At 56.5% G+C, this 22585-nt stretch carries 20 protein-coding genes; 14 read left to right on the top strand and 6 right to left on the bottom strand.

Annotated features, from left to right (window positions below; genetic code table 11):
* Nucleotides 1-47 precede the first annotated feature (47 nt).
* Entirely contained in the window at nt 48-590 is a 543-nt protein-coding gene (locus H7850_RS07860; protein WP_227368969.1) for a septation protein A, read from the bottom strand.
* A gap of 94 nt (nt 591-684) precedes the next feature.
* On the opposite strand from H7850_RS07860, the gene H7850_RS07855 reads away from it, so the two are divergent.
* The gene (locus H7850_RS07855) at nt 685-1572 is read left to right on the top strand and encodes a PHP domain-containing protein (RefSeq protein ID WP_227368968.1); all 888 of its coding nucleotides are present in this window, start codon (nt 685-687) and stop codon (nt 1570-1572) included.
* Between the two features lie 69 nt (nt 1573-1641).
* A complete protein-coding gene (locus H7850_RS07850; RefSeq protein WP_227368967.1) occupies nt 1642-2262 on the top strand; it encodes an L-threonylcarbamoyladenylate synthase in 621 nt (206 codons plus the stop codon).
* A gap of 45 nt (nt 2263-2307) precedes the next feature.
* On the opposite strand, the gene H7850_RS07845 is transcribed toward H7850_RS07850, so the two are convergent.
* Both H7850_RS07845 and H7850_RS07840 read right to left on the bottom strand, forming a co-directional pair.
* On the bottom strand, nt 2308-3147 hold the full coding sequence (locus tag H7850_RS07845) for an ion transporter (RefSeq protein ID WP_227369173.1): 840 nt from the start codon (nt 3145-3147) through the stop codon (nt 2308-2310).
* A gap of 72 nt (nt 3148-3219) precedes the next feature.
* The gene (locus H7850_RS07840) at nt 3220-4086 is read right to left on the bottom strand and encodes a CYTH domain-containing protein (protein WP_227368966.1); all 867 of its coding nucleotides are present in this window, start codon (nt 4084-4086) and stop codon (nt 3220-3222) included.
* A gap of 97 nt (nt 4087-4183) precedes the next feature.
* Here H7850_RS07840 and H7850_RS07835 point away from each other — a divergent pair, with 97 nt between their 5' ends.
* From H7850_RS07835 to glrR, 6 genes are all read left to right on the top strand, one after another.
* Entirely contained in the window at nt 4184-4864 is a 681-nt protein-coding gene (locus H7850_RS07835; protein WP_227368965.1) for a TIGR00153 family protein, read from the top strand.
* 65 nt (nt 4865-4929) lie between these two features.
* Nucleotides 4930-6201, top strand: a complete 1272-nt coding sequence (locus tag H7850_RS07830; RefSeq protein WP_227368964.1) for an inorganic phosphate transporter — start codon at nt 4930-4932, stop codon at nt 6199-6201.
* A gap of 35 nt (nt 6202-6236) precedes the next feature.
* Nucleotides 6237-7559, top strand: coding sequence for an amino-acid N-acetyltransferase (argA, locus tag H7850_RS07825; RefSeq protein WP_227368963.1), 1323 nt, complete (start codon nt 6237-6239; stop codon nt 7557-7559).
* Between the two features lie 757 nt (nt 7560-8316).
* Nucleotides 8317-9813, top strand: coding sequence for a sensor histidine kinase (locus H7850_RS07820; protein WP_227368962.1), 1497 nt, complete (start codon nt 8317-8319; stop codon nt 9811-9813).
* Nucleotides 9814-9817: 4 nt separating this feature from the next.
* Nucleotides 9818-10351 (top strand): hypothetical protein, encoded by a 534-nt coding sequence (locus tag H7850_RS07815; protein ID WP_227368961.1) that lies wholly within the window; start codon nt 9818-9820, stop codon nt 10349-10351.
* Between the two features lie 57 nt (nt 10352-10408).
* Nucleotides 10409-11773, top strand: coding sequence for a two-component system response regulator GlrR (glrR, locus tag H7850_RS07810; RefSeq protein WP_227368960.1), 1365 nt, complete (start codon nt 10409-10411; stop codon nt 11771-11773).
* 18 nt (nt 11774-11791) lie between these two features.
* Here glrR and xseA read toward each other — a convergent pair whose 3' ends face one another.
* Nucleotides 11792-13114, bottom strand: coding sequence for an exodeoxyribonuclease VII large subunit (gene xseA / locus H7850_RS07805; RefSeq protein WP_227368959.1), 1323 nt, complete (start codon nt 13112-13114; stop codon nt 11792-11794).
* A 144-nt stretch (nt 13115-13258) separates the two neighbouring features.
* On the opposite strand from xseA, the gene guaB reads away from it, so the two are divergent.
* Nucleotides 13259-14728: an IMP dehydrogenase gene (gene guaB / locus H7850_RS07800; protein WP_227368958.1), complete on the top strand. Its 1470-nt coding sequence runs from the start codon at nt 13259-13261 to the stop codon at nt 14726-14728.
* 6 nt (nt 14729-14734) lie between these two features.
* Nucleotides 14735-16309 (top strand): glutamine-hydrolyzing GMP synthase, encoded by a 1575-nt coding sequence (gene guaA, locus H7850_RS07795; RefSeq protein WP_227368957.1) that lies wholly within the window; start codon nt 14735-14737, stop codon nt 16307-16309.
* Nucleotides 16310-16494: 185 nt separating this feature from the next.
* On the opposite strand, the gene H7850_RS07790 is transcribed toward guaA, so the two are convergent.
* A complete protein-coding gene (locus tag H7850_RS07790) occupies nt 16495-17331 on the bottom strand; it encodes an integron integrase (RefSeq protein WP_319799272.1) in 837 nt (278 codons plus the stop codon).
* A 479-nt stretch (nt 17332-17810) separates the two neighbouring features.
* Between H7850_RS07790 and H7850_RS07785 the strand changes: the two genes are divergently transcribed.
* Both H7850_RS07785 and H7850_RS07780 read left to right on the top strand, forming a co-directional pair.
* On the top strand, nt 17811-18509 hold the full coding sequence (locus tag H7850_RS07785; protein ID WP_227368956.1) for a hypothetical protein: 699 nt from the start codon (nt 17811-17813) through the stop codon (nt 18507-18509).
* Between the two features lie 65 nt (nt 18510-18574).
* Nucleotides 18575-20191: a DUF4435 domain-containing protein gene (locus H7850_RS07780; RefSeq protein ID WP_227368955.1), complete on the top strand. Its 1617-nt coding sequence runs from the start codon at nt 18575-18577 to the stop codon at nt 20189-20191.
* A gap of 163 nt (nt 20192-20354) precedes the next feature.
* On the opposite strand, the gene H7850_RS07775 is transcribed toward H7850_RS07780, so the two are convergent.
* Nucleotides 20355-21362 (bottom strand): lipoate--protein ligase, encoded by a 1008-nt coding sequence (locus H7850_RS07775; protein WP_227368954.1) that lies wholly within the window; start codon nt 21360-21362, stop codon nt 20355-20357.
* Nucleotides 21363-21451: 89 nt separating this feature from the next.
* Here H7850_RS07775 and H7850_RS07770 point away from each other — a divergent pair, with 89 nt between their 5' ends.
* Nucleotides 21452-22135 (top strand): DNA-3-methyladenine glycosylase I, encoded by a 684-nt coding sequence (locus tag H7850_RS07770; RefSeq protein WP_227368953.1) that lies wholly within the window; start codon nt 21452-21454, stop codon nt 22133-22135.
* A gap of 178 nt (nt 22136-22313) precedes the next feature.
* Entirely contained in the window at nt 22314-22514 is a 201-nt protein-coding gene (locus H7850_RS07765) for a hypothetical protein (protein ID WP_227368952.1), read from the top strand.
* The last annotated feature ends 71 nt before the right edge of the window (nt 22515-22585 follow it).

Genomic DNA, 22585 nt, shown 5'->3' with positions numbered 1-22585 from the left:
CCTTTGGTGATAGTAAACGTGTGATGTTGGAGAGCGCATTGCGCTGATCAGGACCTTGGTTGAACCCTCATATGGCGACTCAGGTAAATCCCCTGGGCCAACACGAATGCAAGGGTCAGGCCCAGCATGCCAAAAAGCTTGAAGTTGACCCAGGTGGCCTCGCTGAAGGTCTTGAAAACGTAGACGTTGAGCAGTGCCATGGCCAGGAAAAAGCTGGCCCAGGCCAGATTGAGGCGTGTCCAGATCGTCTCGGGGAGCTGGATGGCCTTGCCCATCATGCGCTGGGTTAGTGTCTTGCCGCCAAACAGCGGTGAAAGGAGAAAGGCCAGGGCGAACAAGGCGTTGACCACGGTAGGCTTCCATTGGATGAAGGCTGCATCCTGGAATGCCACCGTTGCGCCGCCCAGCAGGATCAGCAGCCCCAACGTAATCAGATGCATCTTCTCGAGCTTTTTATAACGCCACCAGATGAAGGCCATCTGGGTGAGGGTCGCCGGGATCAGTACCAGCGTCGCCAGCACGATATCGCCGCTCAGGTGGTAAACCGCGAAAAAGATCGCGATGGGAAGAAAGTCCAGCAGTAGCTTCATTGCACAATCCTGTAATGAAAGGGGCGCCATTGACCCGAGTTATCGGGGCGCGCACCATGGTGCACCTATTCTGACAAAGACGCCGAGTGGCGTCATGCCCATGATGCACCTTCCCGAACGTCTCGAGGCGGTTTCCGGTCTCGACCTTCACATGCATTCCACCGCCTCGGACGGTGCGCTCACTCCCGGTGCACTGGTCGCCCTGTGCCATTCCCGGGGCGTGACCCATATGGCGCTGACGGACCACGACACCTTGGCCGGGGTCGATGAAGCAAGCACGGCGGCGGAACAATTTGGCATACGACTGTTGCCTGCCGCGGAGCTTTCTGCCCAGTGGCGGGGGTTGACGATTCATGTGGTGGCATTGTTACCCACAGGACCCAGCGTGGAAATGGACGACGCGCTAGCAGCCCAGGCCGAGGCGCGGGTCGCTCGCAGCAAGGAGATCGCTCGCCGCCTCGAAGCGATAGGGCTTGAGAATGCGCTGACCCGGGCGCGAGAGCAAGCCGGCAGCGAGCGTCCTCTGGGACGACCGGATTTCGCTCGAGCGCTGGTGGAAGCCGGCGTAGTACCGGACATGGCCACGGCTTTCAAGAAGCATTTGGGCGCCGGCAAGCGGGGCGACGTCAAGGCGCACTGGCCGTATCTTAGCGATGTGATCGATTGGACGCTCCAGAGCAATGGAGTCGCGGTGCTGGCCCATCCGCTGCGATATGGCCTGACTCGACGCAAACGCGGACTGCTACTCGACTCCTTCGCCGAGGCAGGGGGCGAGGCGGCAGAGCTGGTCAGCGGTTTTCAGAATGCGGATGTCACTCGGGATCTGGCACGTCAGCTTGACGAACGCGGCCTCTATGGCTCCTTGGGCAGCGACTTTCATTTTCCTGGTGGCCATCTGGCACCGGGCAGCATGAGTCCGGTATCTCGCTGCGATGTGTTACCGGTATGGCGCCATCCACGATTGCACGACTTTGCTGGCTGAATTCGTATAACCAGATAAGCTGGTTAATAAGTGCTATGCGAATACCCCCCCAATAAGTCAGGAGAGGTTATGACCCAGTTCTTCCAGATTCATCCAGAGAACCCGCAAAAACGCCTGATCGATCAGGCGGTCTCCATCATTCGTCAGGGCGGCGTAATCGCCTATCCCACGGACTCAGGCTATGCGTTGGGTTGTCATCTAGGAGAAAAGAAAGCCATCGAGAAGATCAAATGGCTGCGTTCCCTGGACGACAAGCACAACTTCACTCTGGTGTGCTCGGATCTTTCCGAGATCGGCACCTATGCCAAGGTCGATAACGACGCCTTTCGTCTGCTCAAGAACAATACGCCGGGCGCCTACACCTTCATTCTCGACGCCACCAGCGAAGTACCACGATTGTTGCTGCACCCCAAGCGACGCTCCATCGGCGTGCGGGTCCCGGATCACCGCATCACCCACGCCTTGCTCGAGGCCCTGGACGGGCCGCTGATGAGCGTGACCCTGATCCCGGTGGGTGAAGAGCTGCCCATGACCGACGCGGAAGAGATCCGCGAGCGTTACGACGCTCATCTCGAGCTGATCATCGATGGCGGCGCCTGTTCTTTTGAGCCTACCAGCGTGATCGACCTGCGCGAGATTCCGCCGGTTATCCTCCGGGAAGGCCGTGGCGATACCGCTCCTTTTCGCTGAGCGCTCCCGGTTTTCGGAATGCCGCCCAAGGCGGCATTTTCCCGACTAACCGGTAGGCGTTGCTGGCGTTTGCTCGTCGCCGTGCTTTTTCTTGCGCGGGTCCTCACTTTCCTCATCAAGCCAGGCGCCACAGCGTTTGCAATAGCGGGCATTCCGCTCGTGTTCTTCAAGCCCGCAGCCCGGGCAGGCTTCGTCGGAATAACGTTGATCGCGAATCGAACGCATCATCTCCGCGGAAAACACCCCGGTCGGCACGGCGAGAATGGCGTAGCCCATGATCATGACTACTGATGATAAAAGCTGTCCCACGGGCGTCAACGGCGTGATGTCGCCGTAGCCAACGGTGGTCAGGGTCACGATGGCCCAGTAGATCGCCTTCGGAATACTGGTGAAGCCTGCTTCCGGGGGTTCGATCAGATAGATCAACGAGCCGAAGATGATCACCAGCATCAGCACCGTGGAGAGAAACATCAGAATCTTGCGGAAACTGCGTCGCAGCGATTGCACCAATATCTTGCCTTCGCCCAGAAACTCCATGAGGCGCAGGACGCGAAAGACGCGCAGCACCCGCAATACCCTGATCACCAGCAGTGATTGCGCTCCGGGTATGAGCAGACTCAGCCAGGTGGGCAGGATCGAAAGTAGATCGATGATGCCATAGAAGCTTTTCAGATAGCGCAGCGGGCGGTCCAGGCAGTAGAGTCTCAGCGCCAGCTCGAGAGTGAAGATCAGCGTGAACGCCCATTCCATTCCGAAAAGCAGTGTGCCGTAGCGAGCGTGCAACGACCCGACGCTATCCAGCATGACTACGATGACGCTGATCAGAATCAAGCTGATCAAGGCGATATCGAAACTCTTGGCGAGCCGGGTGTCGGATTCGAACATGAGCTGAAAAAGCCAGGTGCGTAGGCTGACGCTTTCAGAGGATGATGGGGACGGCAAGTTGAAGCTCCTCGATCACAAGATTGTTCTTTGCAGGCTCAGGCTGTGCTGGCCAAAGGGGGCGGTCAGCCAGTCGGGTTGCATGAGCATGGCGGCCAGCACCCCCGCATGATGTCGCGTGCCAGCACTCAGCCCGTTGGCTTTTGCCAGGCTTTCGTAGATATCGATCGCCTTTGCAAGAAAGCATGGTTGCTGGGTATCGCGGTGAATATCGAGCATGCGGGAAGCATGATCGACCCGCGCAGAAGTGCTTTCGTTCTGATTTTCGAGGGCGAGATATTGCCACTGGCTCTTGCATAGCGCTGCACCACGCTCGGCCTTGCTGGCAATGGATGGACGCAGGGGGACTCGTTCGGCAAGCGTCTGAGCCAGCTGCCACAATGCAGCGGGCTTTCCGCGCTTGAGTTCGAGCTCCAGTTCGTTGATTGCAACGCGCTGCCCGGCAGCGTGAATACTCCCTTGATCGAGTGCAACCTCGATGCTGGCGCCCTCGGTTTCGAGCAGCCAACGACAGCGTTCGAAATCCGTGACAAAGCGTGGTTCGAGCGCCTCGAGGACCGTAGCGTCCAGGGCGCGCATAGGAGGCAGGTCGGCCAGGCCAGCGAGGTCGAGAGCCTCGCCTTCGATTTCCCACTCCCATTCACCGCGGACGGAAAGCCCGCCGGTGCCACTGCCCACGGTCTTGAGCGTCTGCAGGTTGCCTGTGGGTGTGCGGCGAATGCGTAGAGCGGCCCGAGCGGCTTCAAGCGCCCCTTGTGGGGTGTCGTAATAGGTGTTGGATAGCCACGCCCGACTGGGGGGTGCATCGAGCAGTTCGTGCCGCAACAGGCAGCTTGCGGCGGTGCTGCTTAGTGCCAATTTGAGTTCGACTTCTTCCGCCATCGCGTTATCCCGTTGCCACTGTTGAATGAAACTTCATGACGTTGCTCGACGCAAACATTATACTAACGACGCCATTCTCAACCCGCGACACTCTTTTATGATGACGTCCAATCCATTTTCAGCGTTGTTCGGGCGCTCGCCCTTTCAGCCGTTATTGGCTCATATCGTCAAGACCAATGAGTGCGCCGAACAGCTATTGCCTTTCTTCGATGCCGCGCTGGCGGGTAATTGGGAGGAAGCCGCCCAATATCGCGAAAAAGTGACGGTACTCGAGAACGAGGCGGATGAGCTCAAGACGCAGCTACGACTCAACCTGCCCAATACCCTGTTCCTACCGGTATCCCGCTCGGATCTGCTGGAGCTGATCAGTGTGCAGGACAAGATCGCCAATCGGGCTCGAGACATTACCGGCATCATGATGGGGCGTTCCATGGAAATTCCCGGGCCTCTGGCGACACCGATGCGCAGCTATCTGGAGATCGCCATTGCGGCGGTGGATCAGGCACGCAAGGCACTTGAGGAACTCGAATCGTTGCTCGAGTCCGGCTTCGGCCGCAATGTAGCACAGCTCATGGAAAACCTGATTCGGGATCTGCACGAACTCGAGCATCAGGCGGATGCTCAGGAAATCGCCATCCGGCGCCAGCTTTTCGACCTCGAAGAAGATCTGCCACCGGTAGATGTCATGTTCCTGTACAAGATCATCGACTGGATCGGCGATCTTGCGGATCGTGCCGAGCGCGTCGGCAGCCGACTACAGATACTGACTGCTCGCTGAATCCTGCGCTCCATTTCGGAGTGCGGATTTGCCAATGAACGCCACCCTTAAAAAAACGGCTGCCCATGTTTATCATTGAGCAATACGGTGACGTATTCATCATTCTCGCCTGTGTCTTTGGCTTCTTCATGGCCTGGGGCGTTGGCGCCAACGATGTGGCCAACGCCATGGGAACCTCCGTCGGTTCCAAGGCCATCACCATCAAGCAGGCCATCCTGATTGCGGTAATATTCGAGTTTCTCGGCGCCTGGCTTGCGGGCGGGCAGGTTACCGAGACCATTCGAAAGGGCATCATCAATCCCGAACTTCTCGTGGACGACCCCCAGCTACTGGTCTACGGCATGCTGGCATCGCTGCTGGCGGCGGGCTTGTGGCTGCTGATTGCCTCGGCTCGAGGCTGGCCGGTCTCGACGACTCACTCCATTGTCGGCGCCATCGTCGGCTTCGCCGTGGCCGGGCTTGGCGTCGATGCCGTCGGTTGGGGCAAGGTCGGTCAGATTGCCGCCAGCTGGGTGGTGTCGCCGGTGCTGGCGGGTAGCTTCGGCTTCGTGCTGTTCAAGTCGGTACAGTTATTGATCTTCGAAAGCAAAGACCCCTTTGCCGCGGCCAAGCGCTATGTGCCCGCGTATATCTTCCTGGTCGGGTTCATCGTTTCCATGGTGACCCTGGTCAAGGGGCTCTCCCATATGGGGATGGACTTGAGCTTTGGTGAAAGCCTGCTGATCGCCATCGGGATCGGTTTGGTCATCATGCTGCTGGGCATAGGCCTCGAGAATCGCATCAGCCGCGCCAAGGGCGCCAAGAACGGTGATTTTCAGTTCTCCGGCGTCGAGCGCATCTTCGGTGTTCTGATGATGTTCACCGCCTGTGCCATGGCCTTTGCTCATGGCTCCAACGATGTTGCCAATGCGGTCGGCCCCCTGGCAGCCGTGATCAGCGTTGTGCGCACCCATGGCGAAATCGGTGGCGCAGCGATTCTCCCCTGGTGGGTGCTGGTATTGGGCGGTGGCGGGATCGTTGCCGGCCTTGTCACCTATGGGCATCGCGTGATTGCAACCGTGGGCACCGGTATTACCGAACTGACCCCGAGCCGCGGTTTCGCCGCGACGCTGGCGGCGGCCACCACCGTGGTGCTGGCTTCGGGAACAGGGCTGCCGGTTTCCACTACCCATACCCTGGTGGGAGCGGTGCTTGGGGTTGGGCTGGCGCGAGGCATGGCGGCGCTCAATCTGCGGGTACTGGGCACGATCGTGCTGTCCTGGCTGATCACGCTACCCGCCGGCGCGCTGCTGGCGATCCTGTTCTTCTTCATGTTCAAGGGTATGTTCGGCAGCTGATTGGCTTGCAGTTTGCTGCTATCGAGGTGCAGGTTTTGAAGACACACTTTCCCTTCGTCGAGTGGTTTCGCAATTCGTCGCCCTACATCAATACGCATCGTGGACGTACCTTCGTCATATTGATCGAAGGCGACGCCATGATCGACGAGCGGGGCGAACAGCTCATTCAGGATCTGGCCCTGCTGCATACCCTCGGGATACGCCTGGTCGTCGTTTACGGTATTCGGCCCCAGGTCAGTCGGGCACTCGAGCAGGAAGGCGTTGTACCTGAACGGTATGAAGGGCGCTGGGTCGCCCATCGTCAGATCATGGCCTGCGTCGAGCGCGTAGCGGCACAGCAGCGCCTATGGCTGGAGGCGCGGCTTTCCCTAGGCCTGCCTAACACGCCGCTGCATGGCGTCGAGCTTATCGCGGTGTCCGGCAATCTCGTCATGGCCAAACCTCTGGGAGTGCGTCACGGGATCGATTTCGATCATAGCGGAGAGGTGCGGCGAGTGCGCAAGAGCGCGATCGATGCGCTGCTCGAGCGGGACGCCCTGGTCGTGTTGCCGCCGCTGGGATTTTCCAGTACCGGCGAAGTCTTCGATCTGGATGCCTCCGAGGTGGCTCAGCATGCCGCCATCGCCCTCAAGGCCGATAAGCTGATCCTGCTGGGGGATGCGGAGGGCCTGCATGACGCCGAGGGCCAGTTGCAGCGCCAGCTGTCGCCGGATGAAGCGGAACCGTTACGTGCCGCTGCCACGCCCGGCAGTGAGCTTGCGCGCCATTTGAGCGCAGCCTGCGGCGCGGCGCGTCACGGGGTTGGACGCACCCATCTGCTGCCCTGGCACAATCACGATGCCTTGCTGGGAGAGCTATTCACCCGGGACGGCCTGGGTACGATGATCACCCAGCACCGCTATGAGCAGCTGCGCCCCGCGGAGCTGCGAGACATTGCCGGTCTACTCGAACTGCTGCGCCCCCTGCAGGAACACGATGTATTGATCGAACGCTCCCGGGAGCGGCTCGAGCAGGAGATTGGCGACTATGTGGTTATCGAGCGCGACGGCATGATCATCGGTTGCGCGGCGCTGCATCTGGTCCCTGACTCCGCCATGGGTGAACTTGCCTGTGTCGCCGTGCATACCGATTACCGCGGCAGCGCCCGGGCAGGAGTGCTGCTGGGCGAGGTGGAACGGCGCGCCCGGCGTCACGAACTTGAGGCACTGTTTGCCCTCACCACCCATACCGCTCACTGGTTCATTGAACACGGTTTCGGTCCCGCGGATATCGACGCGCTGCCAGCGGCGCGTCGCGATGCCTACAACCACATTCGCAAATCCAAGATTCTGCTCAAACCATTGATTCGAAATGCTTGAATGGTTGATCTGAGGCGTTGAAGCGACAATGACATGCCGTTGTCGCTGGTCAGATACTCGCCAACCTCCTGTTTTCGATCGCAATGTTCAACACATGAGATTGCTCGTTGCCGTTTAGAGACGAAGCGAGGATATCTCGAACCCACTTTTTATCGAAATGGTAAGACGCACCGACGATAGCGTCGACACGGAATTTTTTAAGTATTTGTTTTTATTGTAAAATAGTGATTGTTGGCATGCCTGTCGCATTGAATCAAGTGAGCAATAGAAGGGTTTCAGCAAGTTCGAATCGTTTCTTCTGCTCTATGCGATGTGTGACTCAGGTTGCGATGAGATGGTACTGCCGATACGGCATGGAAATGTACCAATTGGGCAAGGAGGCCCGGCACGGACGCCATTCCCCCGGAAGGGGGATCAATTTAGATACGACGCCCAGGCGGCGTATCGAAGAACGAAGCACGGCGGTTCGCCGCTAGACATGAGATCGTCAGTTCCTGTCGGACATTGATGCGGTTTCATGGCTTCGGGTCCTTCGGGACCATCCGAGTTCTCGGAGGTGTCTAGACAGGTAGGCACGCGATGAGTACTCACTTGACCCTTCAGTTCCCTGCGTACCTTGGGCCGGCACTTGTCGGCCCTCTTTTTTGCAGTTTTTTTGTGCAGTTGAGATGTCTACGACTTTGCTTAGCGGCAACTCTGGTATGCTATGCAGGTAAGACTAATGTTTTCGATCCTTCTTCTGCATAGAACTGTTGCCATGACCTCAAAGGTCTCACGCCGCTGGCGTCCTCGATCACTATTACAGCTAGTACTATTAGCTTTTCTGGTAGTAATGCTGCCGATTGCCGTTCTGATGTTTCAGGCGGGCCAAGCGCTTTCTGAGCTTTCCTATCTTGCGGATATCAGCGCACGCCAGGCCGTCGAACAGACCCGGCGCGCTCGAGCGCTGTCCAATCTGGCCCTGGAAATGGAGCGTAGCGCTCGTCAGTATGCCGTCATCGAACAGCCGGGCCTGATGGACATCTATGCCTCCAAGGTGGAGGAGTATGCGGCGCTTCTCGAGGCCCAGCAGCGTCTGTTACCCGACAACGACGAAATCGCTGCCTTGAGCGATCAAATCGAAACTCTGGCGATGCTGACTACCATGACCGCCGAAGAAGTCAGCGAGAACCTGGAGGGGTTCACCAGTTTCGGGGAAAAGACCAGCGCCGTACGCGAGGCCACCAATCTACAGATCGATAACCGCATCGAAAACATCAGCGCCCAAGCGGAAGAAGTACAGCAGCGCCTATGGTTGCAGACTGCGGCACTGGTTTCGGCAAGCCTTGCCTTGATGTTGTTGTTCACCTGGTTGATCATCCGTCCGATTCGCCAGATCGAGCGCCGTATCCTGACCCTGGGCAGTGGCATGGAGCCTGCCTCGTCGAATCTGATCCAGGGGCCAGCGGAACTCGTCAACCTGGGCGAGCGCCTTGACTGGTTATCAGTGCGCTTGAGCGAGCTGGAAGCACAGAAACAGCAGTTTTTGCGTCACATGTCCCATGAACTCAAGACACCGCTTGCCAGCGTTCGCGAAGGCACCAGTCTGCTTTCCGATGGCATCGTCGGGGAGTTGACCCCGCGTCAGCTCGAAATCGTCGAGTTGATCGATAATAGCGGATTGGAATTACAAAGGCTGATCGAGCAATTACTCGACTATAATTTATTGCAGCACAATCAAACCGCCGACAACGAATGTTTCAACGTGGCGAGTCTGATACAGGAAGTGCTAGGCAAGCACCAGCTGGCATTGAGCAACAAGGGAATGGAAATCAACGCGGCGCGTACGCCCATCGAATGGATGGCGGATCGCGATCGTACGGCACGCGTGCTCGACAACCTGATTTCCAATGCCATTGCCTACGGAGAAGACGGCGGACAATTGGAAATACGCACAAGTCAACATGGTCCCACGTTGACAATTGACGTTGCCAATAGCGGCGTGCCTATTGATAGTGACGACCGAGACAAGCTCTTCGAAGCGTTCTATCAAGGGCGTGCGCGTCGAAAAGGGCCCATCAAGGGCTCCGGCATCGGGCTATCCGTGGCTGCGGATTGCGCCCGAGCGCAACAAGGTCATCTGGCACTGGTCGATGACGACACCCTGGCGGTGTGTTTCCGCCTGACACTGCCCTGGAATGGGGGAGATGTCCTCGATAACGATAATTTGACGCAGCAGACGATGCTGACGCTCGATACGAACGCAAGGAACTGAAGGTATGAAAAAGCTACCGTTGCTGGCCAGCATGCTGGCGGCTTCGCTCTTGGCGGGGTGCCATATGCTGCCTGAAATGGCCGGGGCCGATTCGAACCCGGCTGAATCGGCCCAATGCTTGTCCGATGTGCCCAGTTTGACTGCAAGCGACTGTATGCTCGGGGCCTGGGTGGATTTTGGTCTGGCCGCTCAGCGAGCCGATAATGACTGGCGCGAGCACATACTCGAACAAGTCGAAGGCGATACGCATAATGATCGTTTGGCCCGGGCCGTGGTCTATTCCTGGTCGAGCCAGGATAAGTGGAATGATGCCGCGGAACTACTAAAGGCTGATCTGTCCTCGGCGCCGAGTGAATTGCAGCCGTTGCTCAGGCAGTGGCTCAATGGCCTCGAGGCACGCAGGAAGCTGATAGGAGAAGTTTACCGAAGCGAAGCGTCGCGCCGCGAAGTGGTTCAGGAGCGTGATGATCTCGCCAAGAAACTCGACGCCTTGACGGCGATCGAGGAAAGTATCAATTCGCGTAACCAGACGCCCTGACGCCTTCGGGACGGTTATCATCGGGGGCCTGTGGTTGCGCTTTCAAGGAGTCGAAACGTGAAGCATGCCGCCCACATTCTATTGGTAGATGACGATGCCAGCCTGCTCAAGCTGTTGGGCATGCGTCTGGAGAGCCGCGGCTATCGCGTGACAACGGCGGAAAGCGGGCGCCAGGCGCTGGATAGCTTGAGCAAGACCCGGCCGGATCTGGTGCTATCGGATCTGCGCATGGACGAGATGGATGGCATGGCGCTTTTCCATCAGTTGCAAAAGGAAGCTCCAGGGCTGCCGGTCATCATCCTCACCGCCCATGGTTCGATCCCGGATGCGGTCAGCGCCACTCGTCAGGGGGTGTTCAGCTTTCTGACCAAGCCGGTAGATCGGGACGAGCTGTTCGCTGCTATCGAAGACGCCATGAGCCAGACGCCAGGTACTGCCGGCAATGGCGACAATGAATGGCGTTCTGCCATTATTACCCGAAGCCCTCATATGGAGCGCGTGCTGGAGCAGGCCCGCATGGTGGCGGGTTCCGATGTCAGCGTGCTGGTTACCGGCCCCAGCGGTAGCGGTAAAGAGCTTTTCGCCAATGCCATTCATCAGGCCAGTTCCCGGTCCGATAAACCCTTCATCGCCATCAACTGCGGCGCCTTGCCGGAGCAGCTGCTGGAAAGCGAGCTTTTCGGTCACGCCAAGGGGGCGTTTACCGGCGCGATCACCCAGCACGAAGGGCTTTTTCAGGCGGCGGATGGCGGTACGCTGTTTCTTGATGAGATCGGCGACATGCCCCTGCCGCTGCAGGTCAAGTTGCTGCGGGTGCTGCAGGATCGGCAAGTGCGCCCGCTGGGGTCGACCACCTCGATGCCCGTCGATGTGCGGGTCATTTCCGCCACCCACCGGGATCTCGACCGGGCCATGGCGGAAGGCGATTTCCGAGAGGATCTCTACTACCGCCTGAACGTGGTCAATTTGCGCTTGCCGCCGCTCAAGGATCGCGCCGAGGATGTGCCGCTGCTGGCCAAGTATCTGGTAACCCAGGCCGCCGAGCGCCATAAGCCCTTCGTCAAGGGCTTCTCCTCGGAGGCGCTCAACCTGCTGGCTTCCAGCGCCTGGCCGGGCAACGTGCGTCAGCTGGTCAACGTGGTGGAGCAGTGCGTGGCCCTGACCAGCTCGCCGATCATTCCCGAGGCGCTGGTCGCCCAGGCGCTGGTGGCGGAAGAAAATGCACTGCCTTCCTTCAACGACGCCCGGGCCAGCTTCGAGCGTAGCTATCTGATCAAGGTGCTGAAGATCACCGAAGGCAACGTGACCCAGGCGGCGCGTATCGCCGGACGCAATCGCACCGACTTCTACAAGCTGCTGGGCCGGCACGATCTGGAAGCGGGTGTATTCAAGCCTGGAGCAGCCGAGGAAGAGATCAATTAAGCACGTTACAAGGGGTGCCTAACGTTTATGACGACGCTTCACTTCTACTGACAATCTTCCCTGCGCAAGTCGCGCGCTGAGGCGTTCACCCGGGCGGGTGTCCTCGGCGCGTTTGACGACGCTACCTTCACTGTTTTCGATAATCGCATAGCCTCGGCCCAGTACCGCCAGCGGGCTTACTGCGTTCAATTCCCGCATCAGGGCATTGAGCCGATTACGCTCCACCTCAAGACGCCGGGGCAGGGCCGAATTCAAGCGTCTGCTCGCCTGTTCAAGACGCCGGCGCGACTCGGCGATCTGCTGGGCAGGATCGAAACGCGTGAGACTGCGCCTTGCCATCTCCTGGCGTTGTCGTGCCTGAGCCAGACGCTGCTGCATGGCGCGCTGTAGGCGTGCTTCAAGCTGAGCGAGATGCTGGCGTTGGCGAGCCAAGCGTTCGCCAGGATGGCGTAGCCGCGCACGCAGATAATCCAGGCGTTGGAGTTCCTGGTCGAGCCGCAGACGTTCGACGCGAACCAGGCGCTGCCGAGCATCGCTCAAGCGGCGCATCAACTCGCGCCGATCCGGTACCAGCTGTTCCGCTGCGGCGGAGGGGGTTGGGGCGCGAACGTCGGCGGCGAAATCTGCAAGGGTCACATCCACCTCGTGACCCACCGCGGACATCACCGGCAGCCGGGAATGGAAGATTGCCCGGGCCAGGTGTTCGTCATTGAAGGCCCACAGGTCCTCGAGACTGCCGCCGCCGCGGGTGATCAGCAGGGTGTCGAAGCGCTGTTCATTGTTGGCAAGGGCAATGGCGCGAATGATCGCGGGCACCGCCTCGCGCCCCTGCACCGGCACCGGTAGCAGGGTCACATCGACCAAAGGCCAGCGCGCCGCCAATACCGCCAACACATCGCGCACCGCCGCGCCGGTGGCGGAGGTAATAAGCGCCAGATGCCTGGGCGGATAGGGCAGGGGACGCGCATTGACGAACACGCCTTCGGCGGATAGCTGGTGCTTCAGGCGTTCGAAAGCCGCCAGCAAGGCACCCTGACCGGCGGGCTGCACCGCCTCGACGATCAACTGATAGTCGCCCCGGGGTTCGAACACCGAGACCCGCCCGCGGACACGAATATGATCCCCGTTGGCGAAGGGCGCGGCAAAGCGGGCACGGGTGCGAAACAGCGCGCAGCGCACCTGAGCGCGGTCATCCTTCAGGGTGAAATAGCAGTGTCCGGAGGCAGGCTTGGCCAAGCCCGACACTTCGCCCTCCACCCAGCAGTCGCCGAAGCCGCGCTCCAGCATCAAGCGGGCCTGGCGATTGAGATCGCTGACGGAAAGGGTTGTAGGATCAGCCATTAAGAAGAGGGCTCCAGCAAGATTCACCAAAGCTTACCATGCGCGCTTTCAGGTGTGCATTGAGCCGCTGGAGAGGGAGGTTTATAATATCCGGCTATCTATTTCACGCCCCTCCCTTCTCCTGCTTATTGGGTGTTGCCGACTATGCTACGTATGGCGCAAGAAGCTCTTACGTTCGATGACGTATTACTCGTTCCCGGCTATTCCGACGTTCTACCCAAGGATGTCACTCTAAGGACTCGCCTGACCCGCAATCTCCGCCTCAACATTCCGCTTGCCTCTTCCGCCATGGATACCGTGACCGAATCCCGCCTGGCCATCGCCATGGCCCAGGAAGGCGGTATCGGCATCATCCACAAGAGCATGAGCATCGCAGGGCAAGCTGCCGAGGTGCGCAAGGTCAAGAAACACGAAAGCGTGATCGTCAAGGATCCTATCACCGTCAGCCCCAAGGCCAAGCTGCAGGATCTGCTGGCCATGGCCCGGGAGTACGGTTTTTCCGGTTTTCCCGTGGTGGAAGGTGAAACGCTGGTAGGCATTGTGACCGGCCGGGACATGCGCTTCGAGCCGGATTACAGCGACAGCGTCGAGGCGATCATGACGCCTCAGGACAAGCTGATCACCGTACTCGAAGGCACGCCGCTCGAACAGATCAAGGCCAAGCTGCACGAGCATCGCATCGAGAAGATGCTGGTGGTGGATAACGACTTCCGCCTACGGGGGCTGGTGACCTTTCGCGATATCGAAAAGGCGCGCAACTACCCCTATGCCGCCAAGGACAGCGACGGCCGCTTGCTAGTCGGCGCGGCGGTGGGCACCGGTGCCGAAACCGCGGATCGCATCAAGGCTCTGGCCGAGGCCGGAGTAGATGTGATCGTCGTGGATACCGCCCACGGTCATTCCCAGGGCGTCCTCGAACGGGTTGCCTGGGTCAAGGAGCAGTTCCCGGACATTCAGGTTATCGGCGGCAATATCGCCACGGCGGCGGCGGCCAAGGCCCTGGCGGAAGCCGGCGCGGACGCGGTCAAGGTGGGTATCGGCCCGGGGTCGATCTGCACCACCCGCATCGTGGCCGGTGTCGGCGTGCCCCAGATCACGGCAGTTTCCAACGTCGCCGAGGCACTGGAGCCCTTCGATATCCCGCTGATCGCCGATGGCGGCGTGCGTTTCTCCGGAGATGTAGCCAAGGCCATTGCCGCCGGCGCCAGCTGCGTGATGATCGGCGGCTTGCTCGCCGGCACCGAAGAAGCACCGGGTGAGGTCGAGCTGTATCAGGGCCGCACCTACAAGGCCTATCGCGGCATGGGCTCCATGGGCGCCATGTCTCAGACCCAGGGCAGCGCGGATCGCTACTTCCAGGATAAGTCGGAAGGCGCGGAGAAGCTGGTGCCGGAAGGCATCGAAGGCCGGGTGCCTTACAAGGGCATGATGAGCGCCATCGTGCATCAGCTGATGGGCGGCCTGCGCGCCTCCATGGGCTATACCGGCTGCCGCAGCATCGACGAAATGCGCACCCAGCCGGAGTTCGTCAAGATCACCGGTGCGGGCTTCAACGAGTCGCATGTGCATGATGTGCAAATCACGAAAGAAGCGCCAAACTATAGGGTGGGCTGAGCCAAGATGACCGATATTCACGCCCACAAGATCCTGATTCTCGATTTCGGCTCCCAGTACACCCAGCTGATCGCCCGCCGCGTGCGAGAGATCGGGGTTTATTCGGAAGTGCGCGCCTTCGACATCACCGAAGACGAAATCCGCGAGTACAAGCCCAACGGCATCATCCTTGCCGGCGGGCCGGAGTCCGTGACGCAGCTGGATTCGCCCCGAGCGCCGCAATGCGTGTTCGAGCTAGGCCTGCCGGTATTTGGTATCTGCTATGGCATGCAGACCATGGCCGAGCAGTTGGGCGGGCGCGTCGAGGGCTCCCAAAAGCAGGAGTTCGGCTACGCGCAAATTAGCATCGACGGCGATGATGATCTATTCAAAGGGATCAAGGATCATATCGATCATGACGGCAAGGCGCTGCTCGATGTGTGGATGAGCCATGGTGACAAGGTCGCCGAAGCCCCAGTCGAATTCACCGTCACCGCTTCTACACCGAGCTGCCCGATCGCCGCCATGACCTGGCCGGAAAAGCGCTTTTACGGGGTGCAGTTCCACCCCGAGGTAACCCACACCCTGCAAGGCCAGCGCATCCTCGAACACTTCGTGCTGGATATCTGCGGCGCGGAAAGGCTCTGGACGCCAGCCAGAATTGTCGAGGACCTGAGCGCCCGAGTGCGGGATCAAGTCGGCGATCGTCATGTGCTGCTGGGGCTCTCCGGCGGGGTGGATTCCTCCGTGGTCGCGGCGCTGCTGCACAAGGCCATCGGCGATCAGCTTACCTGCGTGTTCGTCGACAACGGCCTGCTCAGAAAGAACGAAGGCGATCAGGTGATGGAGACCTTTGCCAATCACATGGGCGTGAAGGTGATTCGCGTCGATGCGGAAGACAAGTTCCTCGCCAAGCTCGAAGGCGTCTCCGATCCCGAAGCCAAGCGCAAGGCCATCGGCAACACCTTTATCGATGTGTTCGACGACGAGGCCGCCAAGATCGAGGGCGTGGATTTTCTCGCCCAGGGCACCATCTACCCGGACGTGATCGAATCCGCCGCCGGCAAGACCGGTAAGGCCCACGTGATCAAGTCGCACCATAATGTCGGCGGCCTGCCCGAGACCATGAAACTCAAGCTGGTCGAGCCGCTGCGGGAGCTGTTCAAAGACGAGGTGAGAAAGCTCGGCCTGGAACTCGGCCTGCCCTACGACATGGTCTACCGCCATCCCTTTCCGGGGCCGGGCCTCGGCGTGCGCATCCTCGGTGAAGTAAAGAAGGAGTACGCGGACATTCTGCGCGAGGCCGACGCCATCTTCATCGAAGAGCTGCACAACGCGGACTGGTACCACAAGACCAGCCAGGCCTTCGCCGTCTTCCTGCCCGTCAAATCCGTTGGCGTGGTCGGCGATGGTCGCCGCTACGAATGGGTGATTGCGCTGCGCGCCGTGGAAACCATCGACTTCATGACCGCACGCTGGGCGCATTTGCCGTACGAGCTTTTGGAGAAGGTATCGAACCGCATCATCAACGAGATTGGTGGGGTTTCGCGGGTGACCTACGACGTGAGCAGCAAGCCGCCTGCGACGATAGAGTGGGAGTGACTCCACTTAGCTCGTAAGCCTTTTGTTTCACGGTAAGAGAAAGCACGCCAATCGGCGTGCTTTTTTGTGTTTGAGAACAGAACTCGGCGAACTAAGCTGGTAAGACCACGAAAAGTCAGCAATCAAAGAGTGAAAAGACCGAGGACCTGTCGCAGGGAATGATGTCATCCCGGGCGGTAGTGTGCTTACGCCACCGGTGCCTGGCCGAGCATCAAGCGGTCCAAAGGACTATGTGTGCCGGCGAAATGCTGACCCAGTACATGGGTATAGATCTGGGTAGTCCTCACAGCACTATGCCCCAGGAGCTCCTGAACAGTGCGAATATCATAACCGGCTTCCAGCAAGTGGGTAGCAAATGAGTGGCGAAACGTATGGCATGTCACACGCTTAGTGATGCCAGAGGCTCCTTGTGCCTTACCGACTGCCTTTCGAATCACGCTGTCATGCAGGTGATGGCGGCACCAATGATTCCCGACAGGATGACGGCAGTACCCCTTGGAAGGGAAGACGTACATCCATCCTGGCTGGCGAAATGCATTGGGGTATTTCTTTCCCAAGGCGTGAGGAATCGACGGGCCTATTGCATGAAGCAAGTCTCGCTGGTGAAGTTCCTTTGCCATGCCTATTTGTGATTCAAGCCGTGGAATTACGGACCGGCCGAGTAAAGTGACGCGATCCTTGCGCCCCTTGCCATCACGGATAAGGAGTTTTCCACTAGGTATGTCGACATCCATGACGCGAAGTCGAAGACACTCATTCACACGCAGGCCGCTGCCATACAATAATTCTATGACCAGCCGGGGCGACGGCGGCAGATGTGTCAGAATACATCCGACTTCAGCCGGAGAAAGTACCACCGGCAAGCGCCGCTTCTTCGTTGCCAAAGTAAAGCCTAAGTCACCCAGTGGTTGCTCAAGGTGCTGGTTGTACAGGTAAGCCAAGCTGTTAGCGATCAAGGAAAATATGGATAATTTTGCAAATGTAATATCTATTATCTCTGGCCTTATGACCATATTCGGCATTACGGGTATGGTTAGCTGGAGTCTCACCAAAGAAGCTAACCAAAACTTACCACAAGCTACTATGTCTATTTTCGCAAAATCATTTAAATTGGCTCTTTGTATTGTGTCATTTTTATTATTCTTGGTTCTACTCCGTGAAATGCATTTCACAATTGTTCTTAATGTTGGGCAAGATTGGATGCCGGGCAGTGTAAGTGACCCTGGGTTTTGGTGGGAAAGCTCTAGTTGGTATGCATATTCTGTAAGCTATTTCATTATAGTTCTCATTGGCATTCCACTTTATTCACTTATTGCGTCTTCTATATACACATGGTCTTTGGCACCGTTTCGTACATTTTGGATTTATTTAAAAAATCGCTAACAAGGTTGTCAATCGGACGCCTTTTCCGTTGTTCGTTTTTGTGCTTGAATAGCACAAAACCAAACAACTACAAAGTCGCCGCTTACAACGGCGTTAGCCTCAAAATCAGAGATCGAATATGGAAGAAACCTGGGCGTCTGGCTCATTAGAATTGTTAAGGCATGCTGATTCGCATATTCAGCTCGATACCGCTTTTGATAGCAGGATTGCTTTCATTAGCGTTGATAATTCAGTTGAGACCTCAATCAGAACCTTCCTTTCTCTTCCAGAAAAAATATCGGGCGTGAAATTCCAACGAAAGGAAGTTGAGGAGGCTGGAAACAGCTTTCCCAAAATGGTTGATCTTTTGTTCAACAAAGCTCGGTCAAAACTAGCCGGTTTAGATGATGGTGATATTGAGCATTATCATCGAATCAGGAATCGGCTATATCATAATGGAACTGGCTTAGGCGTTGATCGCCGATACTTAGATGCTTATCGGCAAATAGCAGCCGTTCTGCTGAATAACCTATTTGGTGTGAAAGCTGACCCGAAAGGCGCAGAGGCCACACTAGAGAACCTTATACTACTGTTTAACGAAGTGGAGACATTGATTCGCAAAGCATTCGAGGATTCTGGCGTAGACACAGGCCATACGTTCAAATGGGAGATGGCAATGTGTGAAGGCGTGTTGGAAATGGAAGATATCAATCAGCTTACCGAATTACGCATGATTCGAAATACCCAAGTACATTCTACGGCAGAAAACATCGACAAGAAGCGTATTAGGCTAGGTGTTGAAATAGCTGAAACATTAATAAAAAAACTCAAAGGCTAACAAAGCGTTGCACCGGACAAACCGGTGAACGCGACGTTATGCGCTAAGAGTTCGAGAGACGAGTTATGGAAAATATGTTTACACTGCAGCTCCCTAAAGCAGGAGGCGGAACTGAGGATGTTCAAACGCGGCAAAGCCTCCTATTAATCGGTGCTAACGGGGCTGGGAAAACGCGTTTGGGGGCATGGATAGAGAGCGAGTCACCACAAAAAGAAAAGGTGCATCGGATTTCGGCACAGAAGTCGCTCTCAATGCCTGATAACACTACGCCAAAATCTATAGATTTAGCGGAAAAAGAATTGCTATATGGGCATGCAGAGGCGCAAGACGGAAACTATTGGGCCTACAAGCAAGGGCACCGTTGGGGAAGAAAGCCATCAACTTTTCTGTTAAACGATTATGAAAGGCTGATGGTATATCTATTCTCGGACCACACTGAGGAGAGCGCAAAATATTTAAACGCTTCAAAAGCTACCGATGTTAAAGTTGAGCCGCCCGTAACTAAATTAGATTTGGTAAAGAAGGTTTGGGAAAAAGTTTTTCCACACAGAGAATTGATTCTAGGGGGGGTTAGGATTCAAACCTGTGTAAAAGGTGATAAAGAAAAAGCCTATAACGCGTCTGAAATGAGTGACGGCGAAAGAGTTATTTTCTATCTTATTGGTCAATGTTTAGCTGCCTCTAAAGACGGAATAATCATTATCGATGAACCCGAACTTCACCTACATAAGTCTGTACAAGCGCCCTTATGGAGAGAAATTGAAGGGTTAAGGCCTGATTGTTTGTTCGTTTACATGACGCACGATGTAGATTTTGCTTCTTCACTGCATGAATCAAAGAAAATATGGTTGAAATCTTTTGATGGATCTAACTGGAGCTGGGAAGTAATTAATGAGGTTGAGGGGCTTCCAGAGCCACTATTGATAGAAGTTCTTGGAAGTAGAAAACCTGTCGTTTTTGTTGAAGGCGAGAATGGAAGCTACGATACATCTTTGTACAGGGCGGTACTAAGTGACTATTTGGTGGTTCCCAGTGGCTCTTGCAGTCAAGTAATTCAATTGGCAAAGGCTTTAAGAGCAAGCGAACAACTACATCATTTAGATGTTTTCGAAATAATTGATCGAGATCGCCGAATAGATCCCGAGATCGCATCTTTGCAAGAAAATGGGATTTATACCCTTGAGGTGGCGGAAGTAGAAAACCTATTCTGCGTCCCAGAAATAATTAAGGTTGTTAGCCAGAGACTGGCAAGAGACCCAGATGCCGATTGTCAATCCTCTGCTGAGTTTGTTATTAAAAAAATAAACTCAGAATTGGAGAATCAAATTTCTTTGCGCGTAGCAAATGAGATCAAATATAGATTGAATTGCTTTGACGAAGAATCTAAAGGTAAAGACGCTCTGCATGATGCGCTCTCATCTCTATGTGAAGGCATTAATGTCAATGCGCTCTATAATGATAGTGAAGCTTTGTTTACTCAGGTGGTCAATGAAAATGATTACTTGTTGGCGTTACGTATATACAATAGGAAGTCTTTGGCTCGGCAACTTAGTAACCACCTCGGTTTGGCTCACGGAGAACTAGCCGAATTCGTCGTCAGACTAGCCAATAGCGACAATAAATTAGAAATCAAAAATGCTCTAAAGGGATACTTTGGTGCTTTCGGCGAAAAAATCGCATAATTTACCGGTGAGCACAGCGTTAAGCAGGTTCAATTAGTAAAGCCATAAATAAAGAATTGCTAAGGTTAATGGGAGAATTGGAAAAATACGAATAAAGTGCTAGCGGACATTCTACCTCGCTTAAAATAAATAAAATTGCCGAAAAATAATCGATGTCGGAAAGCTATTGCTCATCCGGCCCGTAGATCAGGCCGATAAACTCGCCGCGGTCCACTTCGCCAAAATAGGGGTAGAGGTCGATGTCTTCTAGCGCGCCTTCGATGGCGCGCTTGTCGTAGCGCACGCCAATTAGGGTATCTTCGATCTCGCTGACCGGGCGTTGGCCGAAGAAGTCGCCGTAGATCTTGACGTTTTCAATGGCGCCGCCGCGCTTTACCTTGAGACGAAAATCGATAATCCCTGCGGCAAAGTGTCGGGTGCGCTGGATGTCAAAGTCCGGCGAGCGACCGTAGTTCCAGTCCCACTGGCGGTATTTTTCTTCGACCAACGTGTTGATGCTGTCCCAGTCCTCAGCAGTCAAGCGGTAGGTCTTGCGCTCGATACCATCAGGGAAAAGGCTTGCCAGTATTTTCTCTTTGAACGCTTCGGTAGAGAGCGGTGCGTCCAGAAACTCGGCGATGTTGGCAACTCGCGCCCGGGCGGACTTGTGACCCTTGGATTTGATCTTGGTCATCTTCACGTCAAGCGCCTGGGTGACTTGGCCAAGATCGCAGTCCAGCAGCAGGGTGCCGTGGTTGAACATGCGCTTGGTGGATGAGAACTGGGCGTTGCCGGAGATCTTTTTATCGCCTACCACAATGTCGTTGCGGCCTTTCATCTCGGCTGACACGCCCATGGCGTTGAGCACCTTGATGATAGGAGTGGCAAACTGCTTGAAGTTGTTCAGCTTGTCCTTGGAAAAGTCGGTTAGAAAGCTGAAATTCAGGTTGCCGTGGTCGTGATACACCGCGCCGCCGCCGGAGATGCGTCGCACGACGTGAATGCCGTGCTCGTCGATATACGCCTGATGAATCTCTTCCAGGGTGTTCTGATTGCGGCCGATGATGATCGACGGCGCGTTGATGTAGAACAGCAGATAGTCCTCGCCCGCAGGCAGGTGGCGGATGCTGTACTCCTCGATGGCGAGATTGACATGCGGGTCGGTAATGCCTTCGTTGTCGATATAGATCATGGTGAACCTGGAGGTGAATCGAAGATAATGGTCGAGAATATAGCGCCGCTACCAAGAGTCAACGACGGCACAGGCAGAGCGAGGCAGGCATGACACTGGATTACCGATGGCTCCATGACACGGTTCGCAAACGCTTCGAGTCTGACGACGACATGGAGGCCTTCCTGCCAAGGCCGCTTGCGCCTGACGAGTTGAAGCAGCTGGGAGATGATCGCTACCTTTCCGCCATGAGCCGGCGGGTATTTCGGGCCGGCATGACACACTCAGTGGTCGATGCCAAGTGGCCCGCCTTCGAGGAAGCCCTCTGGGGGTTTAACCCGGAGACGCTCGTGTTGCTCAGCCCGGAGCAGATGGACGGTTACATGAACAATGACCGCATTATCCGTCACCGCACCAAGCTGCAGACTATCCCCAAAAATGCCCAGTTCATTCTGGATATTCGCCAGGAGCAGGGCACAAGCTTTGGCGAGTTCATTGCCAACTGGCCGAGTGCCGACATCATCGGTCTGTGGCATTTATTGGCCAGGCGTGGCGCTCGACTGGGCGGACGCTCCGCTGCGGGCTTCTTGCGACTTGTCGGCAAGGATACATTTCTGCTGACCAGCGATGTGGTGGCACGCCTGGTGGCCGCTGGGGTGATTGACCAGATGCCGACGAGTCAGCGCGACAGGCAGCGTGTACAAGATGCCTTCAATGTATTGCAGCAGGTGTCAGGAAGACCGCTGTGCCAGCTCTCGGCCATGCTCTCGTTGAGTATCAACCCAAGGTTCTAACCGATGGCGGCGGGATGATGAGTCGAGCCTCGCAATTCGTGGCTAGGCTATTACACCGTGCCAGTAAAATAGCCTCGGTGGGCCGGTGACTTCGACAATGCCGTAAACGACCCTGCCGGATTCTGCGATGGGGCGTGCTATGGCCGCTTGATGGAGAATTCACTCGAAAAAGACCGATATGAGCGAACAGCCGCAAACCTTGATCTATGAAGATGCCGAGAAGGCGGTTGAGGTGCGTCTGGACGAAACCCGCGAGACCGTATGGCTGACGCTGCTGGTGGCGGAGTCCGATTCCGCCAATAAGGAAACGATGATCCGACTGATCATGAACATGCTGGCTGGTGGACATTCTCAAGTCAGCGACGAGCTTGGGGTGTAGAAAGGTCGGTATCTGGCGAGCCAGGATACGCCCAAGTGAACAATACCCCGAGGGAAGCCCTTCGAGGTATT

Origin of the sequence: Halomonas sp. M20 (assembly GCF_020622265.1) — a bacterium.
In the GTDB taxonomy this organism is placed as follows: Bacteria; Pseudomonadota; Gammaproteobacteria; order Pseudomonadales; family Halomonadaceae; genus Modicisalibacter.
The sequence above is the reverse complement of the archived record's forward strand: the minus strand, read 5'-3'. Positions and strand labels throughout refer to the sequence as shown.